Here is a 19,112-nt window from a genome sequence, read left to right on the forward strand (position 1 = left end):
AATTTTACAGCAGCTATAAAATGAGCTTATTTATCAAGTAATTCATAATACTATACACAATGTTATCCACAGATTTTGTGAATAACACCTATCATTGTCTCATCAATGCAAAAATAATAATTTCGCTCTGTATAAGGGGGTTATAGTAATTTTTTACATAAAAATAAAAATAAAAATAGGATTTGTAAAAAAGGTTATCCACAGGAAGGAAAGTTAGGGGATTCACAGAATTGGTCGTATATGATAACAAAGAAAAACTTAAAAAACAGTCTTGACAGAATATTTTTATAAAAATTTTTTAAATTGATTTTTATTTTAATGCGACAATATTTTTTTCAGCACAATTGCATCTTCAATATTATTCTCTTCTACGTAATATGCTGGTTTAATTTCTATTTGTTTAAAGCCCACACTATGATACAGATGCAAGGCTGCCTGATTGCTGGGTCTTACTTCAAGAATCACATGATCAATATACTGCGACGCAGTTAATGAAGTAAGTACTTGTTGCAAAAATTGCCGTCCATAACCTTGTGATTGGAACAGTTTAGCAATACAGAAATTTAAAATATGACAGCAATTATTGCTGTGTCTAGAAATAATATAACCACAAATCATTAGGCTATTTTCTTTATTTATTTCAAATACTCGACAATCATATCCTACTCGAACGCAATCTCTTAAGATATCTCTATCCCAAGGGGCAATATGTACGTCCTTCTCAATTGCATAAACACTATCAATATCTGATTCAGTCATACGTCGAATATTAAAAGTCATTTGCTACTCCTAACAAATAAACGTAGGCAGGGTGCAGCGAAGCGGAACCCCGGGTAGATATGCCTTTAATTTCCCCGGGGTTCCGCTTCGCTGCACCCAGCCACGTATTACCTGACTATTCAGTACTTTTTTTCTTTTTTGGCAAATAAAGATCAGTAATTGTTCCTTCAAATGCCTCTGCTGCTTGAGCAATAGTTTCAGAAAGCGTTGGATGAGGGTGTATGGTCAAAGCAATATCTTCAACATCACAACACATTTCAATAGCTAAAGCTGTTTCAGCGATTAAATCACCAGCATTAATGCCAACAATCCCTGCACCTAATATTCGATTGGTATCTGGACAGAATAATAATTTAGTCATTCCTTCTTCCCGTCCCATACTGAGCGCTCGGCCACTAGCTGCCCAGGGAAAAGTCGCTTTTTCATAACGAATATTTTTCTCTTTAGCTTCTTTTTCAGTTAAACCTGCCCAAGCAAGCTCCGGATCGGTATAGGCCACGCTGGCAATACATTTAGGATCAAAGTAATGTTTTTTACCCGCAATAACTTCTGCAGCAACTTTCCCCTCTGGAATTGCTTTGTGCGCAAGCATTGGCTGCCCAACTACGTCACCAATAGCAAAAATATGTGCCACATTTGTTCTTTGTTGATTATCTACTTTAATGAAACCACGATCATCTACTTTTATGCCTGCTTTTTCTGCATCAATTACACCACCATTAGGTTTTCTTCCAACTGAAACAAGAACTTGTTGAAAGCAAAGAGGCTTATCTGTTGCATGTTCACCTTCCATAGAAACATAGATGCCATCTTTTTTTGCTTCCATAGCCGTTACTTTAGTTTTTAAAAGGAATTTGACGCCTTTTTTCTGCATGCGCTTTTGCAAAACATTTACCAAATCAAAATCGGCACCTGGAATCAGTTGATCCATAAATTCAACAACAGTTACATCAACGCCTAAAGATGAATAAACAGTGGCCATTTCCAGACCAATAATTCCACCACCTAGAACCAATAAACTGCCTTTGATATCAGCAAGCTCTAAAGCACCTGTTGAGCTAAAAATACGTTTATCCTCAGGGATAAAAGGTAAATTAATCGATTCAGAACCTACGGCAATAATTGCATTTTCAAATTCAACTTCTACGGAACCATCTTTAGTAGCCACAGTCACTTGATGCGTGCCTGAGAACTTACCTACTCCTGTAACCACTTCAACTTTGCGTTGCTTTGATAAAGCGTTCAAACCGCCTGTTAATTTGGAAACCACGGAGTTTTTCCATGCAACGATTTTTTTATTATCCAGCTTAGGTTTGCCAAAACTAACACCTTGCTCAGACATTTCATGAGCTTCCTCAACAACTTTAGCAATATGCAATAATGCCTTAGAAGGAATGCAACCTACATTTAAGCAAACACCTCCTAGTGAGTCATAACGCTCTACCAATACAACTTTTTTTCCCAAATCTGCTGCTCTAAATGCTGCTGTGTATCCACCAGGGCCACTTCCTAATACAACGACATCTGTCTTAATTTTATTAGCCATTACAAGCCTCTTTTATTTTAGATATTATAAAAAATTAGAGTAAAATTCGTCTTATATCACTTAAACACTCACAAATAAAACGAGTAAAGCGTGCCGCTTCTGCACCGTCTATCACTCGATGATCATAGGATAAGGATAAAGGCAACATAAGTCTTGGTTGAAATGTACCATTTTCATAAACAGGTTTTATTTCCGAGCGAGATAATCCAAGGATGGCCACTTCAGGGCTATTCACTATTGGTGTAAACGCAGTGCCGCCAATCCCGCCTAAACTGGAAATTGTAAAACATCCTCCTGCCATATCTACGGGCATTAAACCTTTATCTCGAGCCTTAGTACTTAACCGTGTCATTTCTGTTGCAATTTCAGCAACACTTAACTTGTCAACATTTCTAATTACTGGAACTACCAAACCGTTCGGTGTTTCTACTGCAATACCTATATTGCAATATTTCTTGTAAATAAGATTGGTGCTCGTAGCATCTAAAGATGCATTAAATTGTGGGAATGCTTTTAACGCTTTACTCACTACGGCACAAACGAATGCAAGCAAGGTGAGCTTATATCCCTTTTCTTTAGCATGCTCTGCTTCAGACTTTCTAAATGCCTCGACATCAGTAATATCTGCTGCATCAAATTGAGTGACATGAGGGATTGTTATCCATGAACGATGAACATTAACACCAGTAAGTTTTTTAATTTTATTAAGAGGTTTGGTTTCAATTTCACCAAACTGAGTAAAATCAATTGTTGGATTAGGTGGAATACCGAAAGATCCTTGCCCCGATTGCTCACTTAAACGGGTTTTCACATAAGTTTGTACGTCTTCTTTAGTAATACGATCCTTACGGCCCGTACCTTTAACCCCTGCCAAGTTTACACCTAACTCTCGAGCTAGACGTCTTACAGCAGGGCCTGCAGCAATAACCTTTGAAGATTCCGTATCAGCTAGAACAGGTTGGGGTGAAATCTGTTCGCTCTTGTTTTCTGGTTCTACTGAACTTGATGTTTCAGGAGCACTTACTGGTTCTTGTTCCACAGAGGCTGTTTCGCTTTTTTCAGCTTTTGCTCCATTTTCTATAGCAGCTAAAAGGATCACATCGCCTTCAGATACCTTATCACCTACTTTAAGGTTCAGCTTAGTGATTTTACCTGCAATTGGGGAAGGAATTTCCATGCTGGCTTTATCTGATTCCAAGGTAATAAGCGGTGTATCGATTTCGACTTGCTCTCCTACCTGAACCATAACTTCAATTACATCAACTTGGGTTGCACCACCAATATCAGGAATTTTAACCTCTTTTATACTTTCTGATTTATTTTCCTGCGCAACTTTAGCTTTATTTTCCTCTTTATTTTCAGGTTCTTTTTTAGCCGCTTGAGTTTTATTTTCTTTTTCAGTGTCTGACTTTTTTTCAACCGTAGCAAAAAGAATCACATCGCCTTCAGATACTTTATCCCCTACTTTGATATTCAGTTTGGTGATCTTTCCTGCAACTGGGGAAGGAATTTCCATACTGGCTTTATCTGACTCCAAAGTAATGAGCGGTGTATCGATTTCAATCTGGTCTCCTACCTGGACCATTACTTCAATCACATCAACCTGAGTCGCTCCACCAATATCAGGAATCTTAACTTCTATTTCATTTGACATGTCTTTCCTCAAAAGATTACTCAGTACATTCAAGTCATGATTGTAATGGAAACACATTTAAATGCATGTTGCTTGTTCCATTACAATTACAGATGAAATTACTAAGCCTACTATATACTTTCTAATGATTAACCGGATTCAGTTTATCAGGATCAATGTTATAGCGCTTTATTGCATCCACAACTTTGGATTTATCAATACTTCCTTCCACAACTAAAGCATTTAATGCCGCCAAAACTATAAATTTAGCATCTACTTCAAAGAAATGGCGTAAACGTTCCCGTGTATCGCTTCTTCCATAACCATCGGTACCCAAAGTTACATAGTGATTAGGTACGAAAGGTCTAATTTGATCTGCATATATTCGTAAATAATCAGTTGCAGCAATTACAGGCCCAGGTCTGCCTTTTAATTGTGTAGCGACATAGCTTTTTTGTTCTTTTTCTTGAGGGTGCATTGCATTATAGCGCTCTACAGCCAACCCATCCCTTCTTAATTCATTAAAGCTTGTCACACTCCAAATATCTGCAGTGACAGAATAATCTTCTTTTAACATTTGGGCTGCTTTGATGACTTCACGCAGTATGGTTCCACTTCCCATTAACTGGACGTGTTGTTTGGGTTTTTTCTTACTTTCTTGCAATAAATACATTCCTTTAATGATACCTTCTTCAGCTCCCTCTGGCATATCCGGATGCATGTAGTTTTCATTCATTACGGTAATGTAATAAAAAATATTTTCCTGTTTTTCATACATGCGGTACAAACCATTTTGGATGATCACAGCAAGCTCATAAGCATAAGTCGGATCATAAGAGATACAATTTGGAATTGTTGAAGCATATAAATGGCTATGTCCATCTTGATGTTGTAATCCTTCGCCCGCAAGGGTTGTGCGCCCGGCAGTTCCACCTAATAGGAAACCTCGGGCCTGCATATCCCCTGCAGCCCATGCCAAATCACCAATACGCTGAAATCCAAACATTGAATAGTAAATATAAAATGGGATCATGGCCAATTTATTTGAACTGTATGAGGTTGCTGCTGCAATCCATGAACAAAAAGCTCCTGCTTCATTAATTCCTTCCTCAAGAATTTGTCCGTCTTTAGCTTCGCGATAAAACATGACTTGTTCATGATCTACAGGTGTATACAGCTGACCTACTGGAGAATAAATACCGATTTGCCTGAATAAACCTTCCATTCCAAACGTTCTGCACTCATCAGGAACGATTGGAACGATACGCTCACTGATCTCCTTATTTTTCAGTAATACTGAAAGAATACGTACAAAAGCCATTGTAGTAGAAATTTCACGATCGCCTAATCCCTTAGTAACTGACGAGAAATCAGCCAAATCAGGAACTTTAAGAGGTTCTGTTTCTGTAGAACGTGCTGGTAAATAGCCACCCAACATTTCTCTTTGCTTTTTAATATAGTTTATTTCAGGACTATCATCTGCCGGTTTATAAAACGGGATCTCTGCAATTTGATCGTCACTGATAGGAATGCTGAATCTGTCTCTAAATGCCTTCAATTGCTCTACAGTCATTTTCTTTTGCTGGTGGGTGATATTTTGTCCCTCACCAGCAGCTCCCATTCCATAACCTTTGATTGTTTTTGCCAAAATAACAGTTGGAGAACCTTTATGCTCTACAGCCTTAGCATAAGCAGCATACACTTTTTGAGAATCATGGCCGCCTCTATTCAATCTCCAGATTTCTTCGTCTGTGTAATTTTCAACCATTTTCTTTAATTCTGGATATTGATTAAAGAAATGTTGTCTCACATAAGCCCCATCATTTGCTTTGTAAGCTTGATAGTCGCCATCAACACATTCTTCCATACGCTTTTGCAGCCAGCCATCTTTATCGCGTGCAAGCAGTGGATCCCATCGCCCACCCCAAATAACTTTTATTACATTCCAGCCAGCACCACGGAATAAACCTTCAAGTTCTTGAATAATTTTACCATTACCACGAACAGGTCCATCAAGCCGCTGCAAATTACAATTCACAACAAAAATAAGATTATCAAGCTTCTCTCGCGCAGCAATGCTTAAAGCACCGACTGACTCAACCTCATCCATCTCACCATCCCCAAGAAAAGCCCATACTTTTCTATCATCCGCTTTGATGAGTTCCCTATTTTCTAAATATTTTAAAAATCGTGCTTGATAAATGGCTTGCAATGGCCCTAATCCCATAGATACTGTAGGAAATTGCCAAAACTCACTCATTAACCAAGGATGGGGATATGAAGATAAACCATCCACTTCGACTTCTTGTCGGAATTTATTTAATTGCTCTTCAGTAAGCCGCCCCTCAAGGAAGGCACGTGCATAAATACCAGGAGAAGAATGGCCTTGAATGTAGATTAGATCCCCGCCATGTTCACCCTGAGGACCTTTAAAAAAGTAATTAAACCCTGTTTCATATAAAGTAGACGAAGAAGCATAAGATGCAATATGACCACCAAGTTCGGGAGCATATTTCCCTGCCCGCAACACCATTGCCACAGCATTCCAGCGAATCAAGGCACTAATACGCTTACCAAGGCCTTCATCAGGTGGCATTTGCTTTTCTTCATGTGGTTTAATCGTATTCCTATAAGGTGTATTAATTGAACTGGTTAAATTAACCCCTTCTGCATTTGCTTTATTGAGAAGCTGTTTTAAAAGAAAAGCCCCTCGCTGCGGACCATCATTGATTAATACAGCTTGCAGGGCATCCAGCCATTCACGCGTCTCTATAGGATCCAAATCTAAATTAGTTTCATTTGCCATGAAAGTGTTCCCCGAAATCTATTAAACACAGTAAGGTACAGCCTGTAATTTTGTTGGAATTACACCCGTGCAACCTTTCTTACAAATTGCGAAATCTGATAAGCAATCGCATGTTACTTTGCGGCATTGTAGTGGATCGCGGTAAGAATTCAACTCACGCATCACCTTTTTACCCTCAACTCTTTTTTCATGCACATATTTTGTAAAGTTTTTTTCTGCAACTCTTTGTGATATATAAGAACAATTGAAACAATTATTAATACAATTTTGTCTACAAAACTCAAAATGCTGCTCACAAGTTATATTGCATTGCGCCGATGCCTGTCCTTTAAGTGCATTTTGTTGTAATCCCTGACAACCACAAAGTCCTAATATTATAGTGCAATAAATCAGACGCAAAAAAGAATTCATATTGGTCGTATCCGCAATAAATGATTATGTAGATTAAGTACTTCAGTCCAATACTAAGGTCTGTAGACAATTCTACTCTTTTGGCCAATGCGATTAGTGTGCTGATGTACTCACATACTGTATGCATGTTGCGTTTCGATGCTCTAAAATCACACTACATTGGCTTAATCTAGCAATTGGCAACAGTCCCTAAGCTTAATTCATAAATCAAAACTACAGCCAAGTAATTAATGTAAATAAAGCAATAAGAACCAGCATAACAATAATTGCATGTTCAACCAAACTTTCTGCTACAGGCATAGGAATTTCTTCTACTTCATTTGTTTTAACCGCTAGCAATCCGCATACACGCAACATGTCATCATTCATATCTGGTTTTGCAAGAAAGAAACTGGTAAACGAGGAAAAACCGCGTTGAAAATTTCCTACAAGTAAAAAAAGTAATACGGTTAATCGAGCAGGTATCCATTCAAGTAAATCGGTTATTTCATTTGCCTGCTCACTAACGTAATTAACATCCCGGCATAAAGTGATTAAACGATAAGCTAAGGCTCCAATGGGACCAGCAATGATATACCAAAATACAAGAGAAAATAATTGTCTATTGACTAAAACAAAATAGTCTCCCACGAGTTCCTGATTGGTCCTAGTATCAGATTGTACTATTGGATAAAAGACATCTTGAGGCCCTAGGCAATAAAAGAAAATTAGGATACTTAAAAGAAATCCTATCAAGCCAAACACCAGATGATGCAACAATAAGTAAATTATCGATACAAGAAGTACAATAGGAATTATTATTAAGACCAAAAGCACCCAGGGGTTAGTAAAAAAACTGTGTTTATTGGTACTCATTTTTATTTTTTGACAGTAATCAAAAAACCAATAAAAACGTTGGTAAGAAACAGAGTGAATCAAAAAACGCTCGCTCAATAAGCACAATAATATAACTAATAATTTCATTATTTAATCCTTACGCATTTTATCAGAGAATGCTATGGGGGTTGGGTATTTCAATACAACAAAATATGATGAAACAATAAATGTTAAAATGGTAGTTGCTTGAATTAAATTGGATGCTTTATCCGAAATAAGTTCCGTACTTAAAGCAATACTGGCAACAAGTAAAGAGAACTCGCTTGCTTGTCCTAAACGAATACCAACCTCTTTTGCCACATGCTTTTTTTCACCCGATTTACCAAGAAGCAAATAAAATAGAACCGGTTTAAATAATAAAACTAAAAGAGATAAAATAAGAGCAGGAATAAGCACTTGTTGTGCTAAACCAAAATTAAAGGTCGCTCCGATTGAAAAGAAAAACATCACCAGAAAAAAATCTCTTAGAGGTTTTAGGCTCTCAGCAATAAAAAGAGAAATAGGACTTGCTGCCAGAGCTACGCCAGCTAGAAAAGCACCAATATCTTCTGAAAGACCTATTTTTTGTGCAAGAACAGACATCCCCAGACACCAACCAATTGATAACAGAAATACATATTCTTGAGTTCTATCAAAACGAGCGAGTAATCGGATCAAAACATATTTCTCAATTGTAAAAGCAAAAAGAATCAATGCAGGTAAATTAATACCCACTAAAATGATATCATCGAACGAAAAACCGCCTGTTTGTTGTGCTCCATGAATTAAGATCAGTACGATGATTGCAATAACGTCCTGCATTAATAGCACGCTAATCATTACTTCACCAGTATGTTGGTGATGCAAGATGGTTGTCGGTAATAATTTCAAACCAATAATGGTACTTGAAAACATCATGGCACAACCCACAATCCATGACTCAGTCACACTTAAGCCAAAAAGCCGGCTAATCCAATATGCAGTCACAGCAAAAAGAACTGAACTAACCAAAGCAATCCATGTAACTTTCTTTAACATATGGACAAGATTTTGGGGTTGTAAATGCAGTCCGAGTAGAAACAATAGGAAGACTATTCCAACATCCCCAATTTGCTTGACAATAGTCACATCAGATACGAGCCTTAATCCCCATGGTCCAAAAACGGCACCAAGAAGAATATAAGCAACCAGCAAAGACTGTTTGGTATAAAGAACCAAGGTTGAAAGAAATGCAGCGCCTGCGAAGATTAAAAATATTGTATAAAATACAGAGCTTTCATGCATTGATTGAGTACCTCAATATTAAATATAACCAACCTTATTTTGAAAATTGCAACTCTAATAAAGCACAATGAAATAAGAATATTGAATTCAAAAACGGACTTATATTACGCTTCATAAGACTACAATTTTATTAGAATCTATTTACAATTCTACCCTCTTGGCCAAAACAGCGAACCGTCAATAGACCCTAACATTTTAATTCTAATGTTTTGAAAATTTGCCCCAACAATTTTATCCATTAATCCATGAATTGGCTATCAATAATTCCATAACAGCTTAAATTAAAACGGAAAAAGATCCTCTCACTCCATTAAGAGCTAATTTACGCTTCAAACTATCGGCCATATTTTTTGAACCAAATGGCCCTACTCTCACAACATAATGTTGCTTATAGTGCTCAATATATACTGGAGATGGAGTAATACGAGTTAATTTTTCTTTTAAACGTGTTGCCGAGGCTTCCGTGGTAAAAGCACCCGCCTGCAGATAATAATGTGCTTTTCCAGCAGGTCCCATTAACGTTTCAATTTCAACACGGGCTGTTCCTTTTGGAAATACACCAAGTTTTAAAGCTGCAGCATAGGATAAGTCGATAATTCTATTGGAATGAAATGGACCGCGATCGTTTACTTTAACGATCGCAACCTTTCCATTGTCCAAGTTTTTAACTTTTACATAAGTCGGTAAAGGTAAAGTTTTATGTGCAGCAGACATTACATACATGTTGTAAGGCTCACCACTGGAAGTTCTTTGTTTGTGGAATTTTGTTCCATACCAGGAAGCAATACCTCTTGCTTTATACCCTGATGAGCTTCGCATCACTTGATATGAGCGTCCATCAACAGAATATTCTGATATGTTACCATATCGACTTAAAGGCTCTTTGGACGGCACAGGCTCTTTAAAACTAATGTTTCTCAATTTAGCGGGGGCACCATCTTGACGCTGAGTATATCGATTTGTTTTATTTTTATAACGATTATATATTGAATTATTCGTACTTTGAGTTACTTGTCGTGTAGACTTTTTTGTTCCCGGTGCTGAAGAATCAAAAGACTGATTTGTAGTTTGGCACCCTGTTAATAAAATTGTCACGGCAATAAGTATCTTTCGCATAGTTTCCAGTTTGAATAATTGTTTTCTGGTTAATATACAGAAATATCACCTAATTTCGAAGATTTATTTTAACTTGAAAAAAATTTCATTATTTTTCATCTGCTATTTTGTTGCTGACAAAAGGCTGTGTTACTATATCCACATTTTTTGCAATAGGACTAAATAACAACATGACAAGAACAACGTCTATTTTATTAACTACACTGTTTATCATTACTTTATTTGTACAATCTACCAATTCTATGGCAGATGAAGGTTCGTTACCTAATAAACCTATTGCAGACCTTGAAAGACCTTCTCCAACAGTGACAAATAAACCTTTAGTTACTCCTGCGCCTCCAATTCTTAATGCGAAAGCGTACATATTGATTGATGTAAACAGCGGCAAAATCATTGCAGAAAAGAACAGCGAAGAACGTTTACCTCCTGCCAGTTTAACTAAGATGATGACTTTATATGTGATATCGAATGCACTACATCATGAACAAATTCACCTTACAGATAATGTACGAGTGAGCCGTGATGCATGGAAAATAGGTGGTTCACGTATGTTCATCAAAGAAGGGCAACAAGTTCCTGTAGAAGACTTGCTTAAGGGAATCATTGTTGACTCAGGAAATGATGCCTGTGTTGCCATGGCAGAACATATTGGCGGAACTGAAAACTCATTCACTGATCTTATGAATCAACAAGCTCAAAACCTTGGAATGAAAAACAGCCATTTTACTGATAGCACTGGTTTACCCGACCCTAATTTATATACTACAGCAAAAGACTTAGCGATTCTTGGTAGAGCATTAATTATTGACTTCCCACAATATTATGACTGGTATAAACAAAAATGGTTTACCTATAATGGTATTCGCCAACCTAACAGAAATCGCTTGCTATGGCGTGATAATCAAGTGGATGGTATAAAAACTGGCCATACAAACGAAGCAGGATTCTGTCTGGTATCTTCTGCAAAACGTGACAATATGCGTTTACTTGCTGTGGTCCTCGGCGAACCAAGTGATTCTTCCCGTGCAGATGATAGTGAAAAATTACTCAATTATGGTTTCAGATTTTTTGAAACCCACCAGCTTTACAAGTCAGGCCAGTCCATTTCAGAACTTCCTCTTTATAAAGGACAGGTTGATAAAGTAAGTGTAGGCCTAAATGAAGATCAATATATCACCATTCCCACTGGCCAATATCAACGCCTTAATATTTCCACTAAAATTCCTTCCTTCGTCGAGGCACCAATCAAGAAAGGTGATAAGATAGGCGATTTAGTGGTTCAATTTGATAATAATGTCGTATCAACTCGCCCACTATATGCCTTACAAGATGTTGAGTCAGGTGGTTTTTATACACGAACCAAAGACTCTATACGTTTGGCCTTTAAACGCTGGTTCGGCTCCTAATACTTAATAGGATTTAAGGATGACAAAAACGACTTTAATCGAATTTCCCTGTTTTTTTCCTATAAAAATAATAGGAACTAATTCGCCCGTTTTTCTTGAGGAAATCAGACAAATTGCTGTCACTCACTTTCCTGATATTAAGGAAGATGCACTGACTCATAAAATGAGTAAAGACTCTAATTATTTAGCAATAACAGTCACTGTTTTTGCTGAAAATCAAGACATGCTTGACGTATTTTATAGAGCCATTACACAGCATCCAGAAGTAAAAATGGTTCTATAATGAAAATACAACAGCTAGGTATTCAAAACTACAATGATGTTTGGCTGCTAATGAAGCAATTTACACAAAAACGTGAAGCAACTACTCAAGATGAACTTTGGCTTTTAGAGCATTTTCCAGTCTATACTCAGGGACAGGCGGGAAAACCTGAACACATACTCAACCCTGCTTCCATACCCGTGGTGCAATCTGATCGCGGAGGGCAAGTGACCTATCATGGACCAGGCCAGCTTATTGCATATGTTTTAATGGATATCAAAAGAAAAAATTTAGGAATAAGAACATTAGTTAGTAAATTAGAACAGATATTAATATCCGTTCTTGCACAATATCAAATAGATGCTTCTATTCGTTGTGGTGCACCTGGGGTATACGTAAATGAACAAAAAATAGCATCAATAGGCTTAAGAGTAAAAAATGGGTGTACCTATCACGGAATTGCGCTTAATGTCGATATGGACTTAAAACCTTTTTCAGGAATAAATCCCTGTGGATTTGCAAAAATGGAAATGACTCAAATAAGCCATTTTGTTCCTGACGTACAAATGGATTCAGTCAATCAGCATTTTGTGCAATATTTTCTACAACAATTTTTTTCCTGAAAAATATGAACTTGTTCGTAGACTATGTACAGCCCCTTACTAACTGGTTGCAACAAAACCCTCACTGGTCTTTATTCATCACATTTCTTATTTCCTTAACTGAATCCCTGGCAATTGTGGGCAGCATTGTACCAGGTAGTGTTACAATGACTGCTATAGGAATACTTGCTGGCTCAGGGATTATGCGTATTGATCTTACGCTATTAGCAGCAATTTTAGGTGCGGTTGCTGGCGATAGTCTAAGTTATCTCCTTGGCTATTATTATAGTGATCGATTGCTTGAAATTTGGCCGTTTAGTAAATATCCCAAATGGATACAATATGGCAAAGATTTTTTTGAAACCCATGGCGGAAAAAGTGTATTAATTGGTCGTTTTGTTGGCCCCTTACGCTCAATTATTCCAGTCATTGCTGGAATAATGCATATGCAACAATGGCGCTTTTTTGTAGCAAATGTTATATCTGCAATCGGCTGGTCTATTTTGTATATAATGCCTGGTGTAGTAATAGGAGCAGCCAGTCATGAGCTATCCACAGAAAGTGCGACACGTTTATTTTTATTAATCCTTATTTTTCTTGCAGGAATTTGGTTATTTAGTTTATTTATAAAATGGCTAATTAGATTATTAAGCTCCTTTTTAAAAACATATCTACATAATTTTTGGTTAAAACTAAAAAATAACTCACTTTTAGTTTATGTATATGATGCGTTTACACCGCAAGATGAAGCAAATCATTATCATACTGCTTCTATTGTACTCATAGCAGTGCTTTGCCTGCTTTTTTTTCTTATCCTTTTAGGATTAACAGTTGCGACTCAATTCCTTACTCTGATTAATCTTCCAACTAATTTACTTTTACAAAGTTTTAATACCCCAATACTAAGAGTATTTTTTATCTGCTGCACTCAATTAACATCAACAATAACGATACTCACTCTTTTTATTATTTGTTGTTTCTGGTTTATTTATAATAAAAATAGAATAGCGGTTATACATTTATGCAGCTTGCTTTTTTTTAGTAGCTTTATAGCGCTATCACTTAGCTATCTTGTTAATAGTCCTAGACCCCCGGGACTGTTGGTAATGATGCCAGGTTCTTCTTTTCCTGCAATTAACCTGCTGATTGCAACTGCATTATACGGCTTTATTTTGTTTTATATAAATAGTACCTACACATTATTTACAGGTACGCTTAAGTCTATTGTATTTACAATTCTTAGCTTTAGTGGTCTAGGCTCTCTCTATTTAGGGGATCATTGGTTCACAGATATTTTAGCATCCTATCTTTTAGGCACGACAATTTGTTTAATTCATTGCTTGAATTATAGAAAATCAAATATTCCTAGCAAAAAAATAGCACGTTCATCGTTAATAATTCTTCTGCTTTTTATCAGTATCTTTTTATCTTCATTAATAGCTACATATTTTAATTTTAAAACTTTATCTTATAACCATACCCCCTACTATAAAAAATTTACTTTGAGCGAAAAAGCATGGTGGGAGCAGGAAACACCCATTCTCCCAATTTATCAATTTAGCAGAATAGGAAAAAGAATTGGTTTCTTAAATCTTCAATTCGCCGGAGACTTAGATATATTACAAAACAGCCTGGAAGAAAATGGATGGCATTCACATGAAGATTCATTTTTTACCAACTTGCTGATGCGAATGAATCAACAACCTAACAGCATTAAGCTCCCCTTATTTACCCAATTATATGAAAATAAAGCACCTGTGCTTATTATGACTTATACGGATCAACAAACTAAACTAACGCTTGAATTAAGGGTTTGGGAGTCAAATTATAATTTGTTAAACTTAAACAAACCATTATGGATAGGGAGCATTCATCCATCGAATCGTGCGAACAAACAAAAAAATAATCTGGGTTATTTTCCAAATTTAATTAATCCATTGGATTATATGTTTAGAGCGGAACATCCTTTTGCAATCAAACAGATTAAACTTCCAGATACGATGATTAAGACAACAATATATCCAACCCAACCGTACCTAACCCTCATTAAAGAAAAAAATGAAACGCTTACACCTTTTACTAAGTAATAACCAGTTTTTATTAAACCTGTAAATCACCTCAATTATCTAAAGTATGTTTTAATTCAATTTAAAATTAGTTTGCTCATTAATTGTTTCATATGCTTACGTTGTTAACTTATAACGCTCTCTAAAACTACTAAAAAATATAGGTTTGGCATCAAGAGCTTTCCGGGAAATCTGATGTATTTCTTCTAATATCGCCAGAGCTCTATCTGGATGCTTTTTTGCATATAGTACTTTATCGTATATTTTCTTCATATGACCGGGTATTTCCTTATCTACTCCATCAACTTTAATCTTTGATTTGCTTCCCCATATGCCTAACTCCCATGGGGTAGCTTGTATTAATGATTTGACAAAAAAACACTGATGGTATTAATATTAGCGCATAAAAATTAAGCAATTATTATGTCTTTAATATACTCACTCTGAACTTAAATTGCCCGATAATTGGTCTTTTGGAAATATGTCCATTGGTTATGGGACTATCAAACCATATTCAGGTTAACCATTATATGTACATATATAAATAACTGTTATAACTACAGAGTTTTAAAATAAACCATTTAATTTTGAGAGTATGCTCAAATGTACACACTGGGAAAATTAATCCAAACTCTTTTTCCATTAATTGCTCTAGTACTCTTTATTATTGGAACTAAAAGAAACGCTATTCATTACATCATTTCATCACTTTGGCTTAGCCTTATAGCTGCACTCATACATTTTCAATTCTCTGGAAATCAAATTTTTGGAACGTATTTTGACTATCTTAATGCAGGAATATATTCATTTAATGTACTTATATTGGTACTTTCCTTAACACATGTCATGTCACATTTGAGTATTAGTGGTCCAGCCTTCAAATATACCAGCACATTGATTAATGCATTTTTAGTCGTAGGAGCATGTATTGTTATTAGCAATCTGTGGATTAATGCTTTTTTTATAGAGAACAAGATGGAGGGGACGCCCATAATGCAAGTAGCTCTCTTTGACAAGCCTGAGTATTGTGAGAGTAAGTATATTTTTTATAAAGTGGATCAAGACAGTTCAGTAACCTATCTTTGTCCCAATTACTATGGTTTATTACCCTCCATAGGACATTTAGCGACAAGCCCAGATTTCATTACAACACAATTATCATTACCTGTAAAAAAACAAATTCTATTGAAACAAAAAAATAAGAGTTAAATGTAATAAAAACTACTCAAGCTAATGAATTTGTTTTTATTATTGCACTAGGAAGTTAAATTGTTCTTTGGATTAATATTTGATAAGATTTCAACAACTCATCACTATAATATTTATATGAAACAGTTACTTGCCTTTATCATAATGATTTTAAATTTTAATTGCTATGCTATGGCACCCAAGCTCAATTGGGATCAGGCTGTTGATCGAGCAATAAAACGCTATGGATTACGAGTTGAACCTCAGCTTAAATCTTATTTCTCCAAGGCTGGAGTAAGCTATCCTCCAAGTGATATCGCTTTACTTGCTTTTAAATCAGAAAGAAAAATTGAACTCTGGGCTAAAAATTCCAATAAAGCTTGGAAACATATCCATGACTATTCTTTAACCGGATTTAGTGGTCGGTTAGGACCTAAGTTACGTGAAAATGACAAACAAATTCCTGAAGGGGTTTATAGACTGGTTAATTTTAATCCTTTCAGCAGTATGCATTTATCAATGATGATTAATTATCCCAACAATTTCGATAGACAAAAAGGCTACCAAGATGGGAGAAGAAATCTAGGTAATAATATTTTTATTCATGGAAAAAACTTATCTGTAGGCTGTTTGGCTGTAGGCGATCTTGCTATAGATCAGCTTTTTATTTTAGCACGTCGTGTTGGCCTAAGTAATATTCAGGTAATTATCGCACCCAATGATCTGCGTAAGAGCAAACCGTCTACCTCTACTTTTGCTCAACCTAGATGGCTTCCTGAATTATATAAAAACATTGCAGAATCACTGAAGCCATTCAGTAAGAGTAACTATACAGCTTAACCATCAGTATTGTAGTAATGTAGCCTGGGTGCAGCGCAGCGAAACCCGGGTTTTAATAACTCCAAGATCCCCGGGTTTCGCTGCGCTGCACCCAGGCTACAAGCTATTTTTAATCTCAATTATTCTTTAGGCAAAGAAGCTAAAAACTCAGTAACCTCTTTAGGCGTTAATTCGTAATACTGTCCACGTGACAAATATCTTGGCATAGCTAATACGCCATAACGAATACGAATCAATCGACTAACCTCCAAACCCTGTGATTCCCATAAGCGTCGTACTTCCCTATTACGCCCCTCATTTAAAGTAACATGATACCAAGAGTTCGTGCCCTCTCCGCCACGAAACTCCAAACGAGTAAATTTAGCAATCCCATCTTCTAATTCAACACCCTTTTGAAGATTATTTAAAGCTTCAGGACTAATTTGACCATGAACTCTAACCGCGTACTCTCTTTCTAATCCATATTTTGGATGCATTAATTGATTGGCTAAATCACCATTATTGGTAAAGATAAGTAAACCTGAGGTATTCAAATCCAGACGCCCTACCTGCACCCAGCGCCCTTGACGTAAATGAGGTAGATGATCAAAAACTGTTTTTTCAAATTTAGGATCATGGCGGCTTGAGATTTCACCTACAGGTTTGTGATAAAGTAGAATGCGTACATTTTGCCTTACTTTAAGTGGATTAGGGATTAGTTTCCCTTTCACTGTAATTTTATCTTCGGCACTTGCTGAATCACCTATTTTTACAGGTTTCCCATTAACCTGAACCCAACCATTTTCTATCCAACGCTCCATTTCACGTCGAGAACCAAGGCCAGCCTGGCTTAGTATTTTTTGTAACCTTTCGCTGCTCATTCAGTAATATACTCTTCATTAGGATTATGTAAGGTCAATGCTTCCGCAACCTCGGGTAAGGTTGGAAGTTCATTTAAGTATTTTAAATTAAAATAATTTAAAAATTCTCGTGTAGTGGTATATACAGCGGGTTTACCCGCAACATTTTTATAACCAGAAATACGAATCCATTCTCTTTCCAACAATGTCTTTATTATTTGACTGCTTACTGCCACACCACGTATCTCTTCTATATCTGCTCGTGTCACAGGTTGCTTATAAGCAATAATGGCTAAAGTTTCAAGTAAAGCACGAGAATATTTAGCTGGTTTTTCAATTTGCATGCGTGCAATCCAGTTACTATATTTTTTCTTAGTCTGTATGATAAAGCCAGTTGCAACCTGAACAACCTCAAATGATCGAGATACAAAGTCCTCTTTTAAGTCATTAATAATAATTCCTAAATGCTCTTTAGTAGGTCTTTGCCATTCATCAAAAACCTCTAATAGCCTCTCTAAAGAGATTGGTTCGTTAGAACTTAAAAGTACTGCCTCAACTATGTTTTTTAGTTCTTTTTCGTCCATCTTATGCTGCTCGTAAATGTATTGGCGAAAATGCTTCATTTTGGGTAATTACAATGAGCGATTGTCGTGCTAGTTCTAAAATAGCCAACAGGGAAACAACTAACCCAATTCGCCCCTCTTTAATAGAAAATAATTGATTAAATTCCAAAACATTGTGCTCCTGGAGTAGTAACAAAATGTTACTCATGCGCTCACGCACAGACAATGCTTCCCGTGAGACCTGATGATGGCTTGTGTGTTCCTCTCGTTGCAATAATGATTCCATAGCTTCAACTAGATCCTCAAGAGTAACTTCAGGATGAACTATTATTCGCTCAAACTCAGAAGGAATTACTTGAATAATAAAATGATCTCGTTCTTGCCGAGGAAGTGCATCAAGCAATTCCGCTGCAATTTTAATTTGCTCATACGCTTGCAGTTTCCGTACAAGACTCATACGAGGATCTTCTTCCTCATCTTCTTCATTTCCAGCAGGAGACGGTAATAACAGCCGCGATTTAATTTCTGCAAGCATTGCAGCCATCAATAAATAATCAGCAGCTAATTCCAAACGTCTACATTCCATCAATTGAATGTAGTGTAAATATTGCTTGGTGATGCTTACAATCGGAATATCCAATATATCAATATTCTGTTTGCGAATGAGATATAAAAGCAAATCGAGCGGCCCGCTAAAGGAGTCTAATAGCACCTCAAGTGCATCTGGAGGAATAAATAAATCATCTGGAAACTCTGTAAGCTCCTTACCATCAACTACTGCTTTTACTTCCGATTTGCTTGATAATTCAATATCCATGCTAATAACTCATTCTTATTAGGTTCTTCACAGATATACCTTCAAAGATCGAACACACATTTAGAAACATCATGGGGATAAAATAAAGTAAAACCCGG

At 36.4% G+C, this 19,112-nt stretch carries 17 protein-coding genes; 6 read left to right on the forward strand and 11 right to left on the reverse strand.

Translation table 11 applies throughout. The features are described 5' to 3' along the window. Positions 1-315: 315 nt before the first annotated feature. The 7 genes from rimI to DY223_RS08915 form a co-directional block, all read right to left on the reverse strand. Positions 316-780, reverse strand: coding sequence for a ribosomal protein S18-alanine N-acetyltransferase (rimI, locus tag DY223_RS08880; RefSeq protein ID WP_064115079.1), 465 nt, complete (start codon positions 778-780; stop codon positions 316-318). Between the two features lie 115 nt (positions 781-895). Then, positions 896-2,326 carry a dihydrolipoyl dehydrogenase gene (gene lpdA / locus DY223_RS08885; protein ID WP_058459819.1) on the reverse strand — a complete coding sequence of 477 codons (1,431 nt, stop codon included), beginning with the start codon at positions 2,324-2,326 and terminating at the stop codon, positions 896-898. A 34-nt stretch (positions 2,327-2,360) separates the two neighbouring features. Beyond that, the gene (gene aceF, locus DY223_RS08890) at positions 2,361-3,980 is read right to left on the reverse strand and encodes a dihydrolipoyllysine-residue acetyltransferase (protein WP_058459818.1); all 1,620 of its coding nucleotides are present in this window, start codon (positions 3,978-3,980) and stop codon (positions 2,361-2,363) included. A 121-nt stretch (positions 3,981-4,101) separates the two neighbouring features. After that, complete coding sequence (gene aceE, locus DY223_RS08895) at positions 4,102-6,765, reverse strand: pyruvate dehydrogenase (acetyl-transferring), homodimeric type (RefSeq protein ID WP_058459817.1); 2,664 nt, start codon at positions 6,763-6,765, stop codon at positions 4,102-4,104. A 624-nt stretch (positions 6,766-7,389) separates the two neighbouring features. Next, the gene (locus DY223_RS08905) at positions 7,390-8,139 is read right to left on the reverse strand and encodes a regulatory signaling modulator protein AmpE (protein WP_058459815.1); all 750 of its coding nucleotides are present in this window, start codon (positions 8,137-8,139) and stop codon (positions 7,390-7,392) included. 3 nt (positions 8,140-8,142) lie between these two features. Then, positions 8,143-9,315, reverse strand: a complete 1,173-nt coding sequence (locus DY223_RS08910; protein ID WP_058459814.1) for a cation:proton antiporter — start codon at positions 9,313-9,315, stop codon at positions 8,143-8,145. A 276-nt stretch (positions 9,316-9,591) separates the two neighbouring features. Continuing rightward, a complete protein-coding gene (locus DY223_RS08915; RefSeq protein WP_058459813.1) occupies positions 9,592-10,431 on the reverse strand; it encodes a septal ring lytic transglycosylase RlpA family protein in 840 nt (279 codons plus the stop codon). Positions 10,432-10,601: 170 nt separating this feature from the next. On the opposite strand from DY223_RS08915, the gene DY223_RS08920 reads away from it, so the two are divergent. Genes DY223_RS08920 through DY223_RS08935 form a run of 4 tightly spaced genes read left to right on the forward strand, consistent with a single transcriptional unit; the run spans position 10,602 to position 14,788 of the window. Beyond that, a complete protein-coding gene (locus tag DY223_RS08920) occupies positions 10,602-11,837 on the forward strand; it encodes a D-alanyl-D-alanine carboxypeptidase family protein (RefSeq protein WP_058459812.1) in 1,236 nt (411 codons plus the stop codon). A 19-nt stretch (positions 11,838-11,856) separates the two neighbouring features. Further along, complete coding sequence (locus DY223_RS08925; protein ID WP_058459811.1) at positions 11,857-12,120, forward strand: HP0495 family protein; 264 nt, start codon at positions 11,857-11,859, stop codon at positions 12,118-12,120. Continuing rightward, a complete protein-coding gene (lipB, locus tag DY223_RS08930) occupies positions 12,120-12,722 on the forward strand; it encodes a lipoyl(octanoyl) transferase LipB (protein ID WP_058459810.1) in 603 nt (200 codons plus the stop codon). The genes DY223_RS08925 and lipB overlap by 1 nt, the downstream gene beginning before the upstream one ends. 5 nt (positions 12,723-12,727) lie before the next feature. Beyond that, positions 12,728-14,788, forward strand: a complete 2,061-nt coding sequence (locus DY223_RS08935; protein ID WP_058459809.1) for a bifunctional DedA family/phosphatase PAP2 family protein — start codon at positions 12,728-12,730, stop codon at positions 14,786-14,788. A 96-nt stretch (positions 14,789-14,884) separates the two neighbouring features. On the opposite strand, the gene DY223_RS19115 is transcribed toward DY223_RS08935, so the two are convergent. Continuing rightward, positions 14,885-15,040 (reverse strand): hypothetical protein, encoded by a 156-nt coding sequence (locus tag DY223_RS19115; RefSeq protein ID WP_154669236.1) that lies wholly within the window; start codon positions 15,038-15,040, stop codon positions 14,885-14,887. A 330-nt stretch (positions 15,041-15,370) separates the two neighbouring features. Here DY223_RS19115 and DY223_RS08940 point away from each other — a divergent pair, with 330 nt between their 5' ends. Both DY223_RS08940 and DY223_RS08945 read left to right on the forward strand, forming a co-directional pair. Beyond that, positions 15,371-15,976, forward strand: coding sequence for a hypothetical protein (locus DY223_RS08940; RefSeq protein WP_058459808.1), 606 nt, complete (start codon positions 15,371-15,373; stop codon positions 15,974-15,976). A 117-nt stretch (positions 15,977-16,093) separates the two neighbouring features. Beyond that, positions 16,094-16,795 (forward strand): L,D-transpeptidase family protein, encoded by a 702-nt coding sequence (locus DY223_RS08945; RefSeq protein WP_174223903.1) that lies wholly within the window; start codon positions 16,094-16,096, stop codon positions 16,793-16,795. Between the two features lie 119 nt (positions 16,796-16,914). Here DY223_RS08945 and rluB read toward each other — a convergent pair whose 3' ends face one another. The 3 genes from rluB to DY223_RS08960 are packed head-to-tail and all read right to left on the reverse strand — an operon-like array spanning position 16,915 to position 19,014. Next, entirely contained in the window at positions 16,915-17,655 is a 741-nt protein-coding gene (gene rluB / locus DY223_RS08950; protein ID WP_058459807.1) for a 23S rRNA pseudouridine(2605) synthase RluB, read from the reverse strand. Next, positions 17,652-18,218, reverse strand: a complete 567-nt coding sequence (gene scpB / locus DY223_RS08955) for an SMC-Scp complex subunit ScpB (protein WP_058459806.1) — start codon at positions 18,216-18,218, stop codon at positions 17,652-17,654. The genes rluB and scpB overlap by 4 nt, the downstream gene beginning before the upstream one ends. Position 18,219: 1 nt before the next feature. Continuing rightward, positions 18,220-19,014 carry a segregation and condensation protein A gene (locus tag DY223_RS08960; protein WP_058459805.1) on the reverse strand — a complete coding sequence of 265 codons (795 nt, stop codon included), beginning with the start codon at positions 19,012-19,014 and terminating at the stop codon, positions 18,220-18,222. Between the last annotated feature and the right edge of the window lie 98 nt (positions 19,015-19,112).

This window comes from Legionella bozemanae, from assembly GCF_900450575.1.
GTDB lineage: Bacteria > Pseudomonadota > Gammaproteobacteria > Legionellales > Legionellaceae > Legionella > Legionella bozemanae.

Excerpts from the sequence above, each read along its gene's own strand:
- DY223_RS08905 (WP_058459815.1), bottom strand. The coding sequence starts at position 8,139 with ATGAAATTATTAGTTATATTATTGTGCTTATTGAGCGAGCGTTTTTTG.
- aceF (WP_058459818.1), bottom strand. The coding sequence starts at position 3,980 with ATGTCAAATGAAATAGAAGTTAAGATTCCTGATATTGGTGGAGCGACT.
- DY223_RS08940 (WP_058459808.1), top strand. The coding sequence starts at position 15,371 with ATGTACACACTGGGAAAATTAATCCAAACTCTTTTTCCATTAATTGCT.
- aceE (WP_058459817.1), bottom strand. The coding sequence starts at position 6,765 with ATGGCAAATGAAACTAATTTAGATTTGGATCCTATAGAGACGCGTGAA.
- scpB (WP_058459806.1), bottom strand. The coding sequence starts at position 18,218 with ATGGACGAAAAAGAACTAAAAAACATAGTTGAGGCAGTACTTTTAAGT.
- DY223_RS08935 (WP_058459809.1), top strand. The coding sequence starts at position 12,728 with ATGAACTTGTTCGTAGACTATGTACAGCCCCTTACTAACTGGTTGCAA.
- DY223_RS19115 (WP_154669236.1), bottom strand. The coding sequence starts at position 15,040 with ATGAAGAAAATATACGATAAAGTACTATATGCAAAAAAGCATCCAGAT.
- rluB (WP_058459807.1), bottom strand. The coding sequence starts at position 17,655 with ATGAGCAGCGAAAGGTTACAAAAAATACTAAGCCAGGCTGGCCTTGGT.
- DY223_RS08960 (WP_058459805.1), bottom strand. The coding sequence starts at position 19,014 with ATGGATATTGAATTATCAAGCAAATCGGAAGTAAAAGCAGTAGTTGAT.
- DY223_RS08945 (WP_174223903.1), top strand. The coding sequence starts at position 16,094 with ATGAAACAGTTACTTGCCTTTATCATAATGATTTTAAATTTTAATTGC.
- rimI (WP_064115079.1), bottom strand. The coding sequence starts at position 780 with ATGACTTTTAATATTCGACGTATGACTGAATCAGATATTGATAGTGTT.
- lpdA (WP_058459819.1), bottom strand. The coding sequence starts at position 2,326 with ATGGCTAATAAAATTAAGACAGATGTCGTTGTATTAGGAAGTGGCCCT.
- lipB (WP_058459810.1), top strand. The coding sequence starts at position 12,120 with ATGAAAATACAACAGCTAGGTATTCAAAACTACAATGATGTTTGGCTG.
- DY223_RS08915 (WP_058459813.1), bottom strand. The coding sequence starts at position 10,431 with ATGCGAAAGATACTTATTGCCGTGACAATTTTATTAACAGGGTGCCAA.
- DY223_RS08925 (WP_058459811.1), top strand. The coding sequence starts at position 11,857 with ATGACAAAAACGACTTTAATCGAATTTCCCTGTTTTTTTCCTATAAAA.
- DY223_RS08920 (WP_058459812.1), top strand. The coding sequence starts at position 10,602 with ATGACAAGAACAACGTCTATTTTATTAACTACACTGTTTATCATTACT.
- DY223_RS08910 (WP_058459814.1), bottom strand. The coding sequence starts at position 9,315 with ATGCATGAAAGCTCTGTATTTTATACAATATTTTTAATCTTCGCAGGC.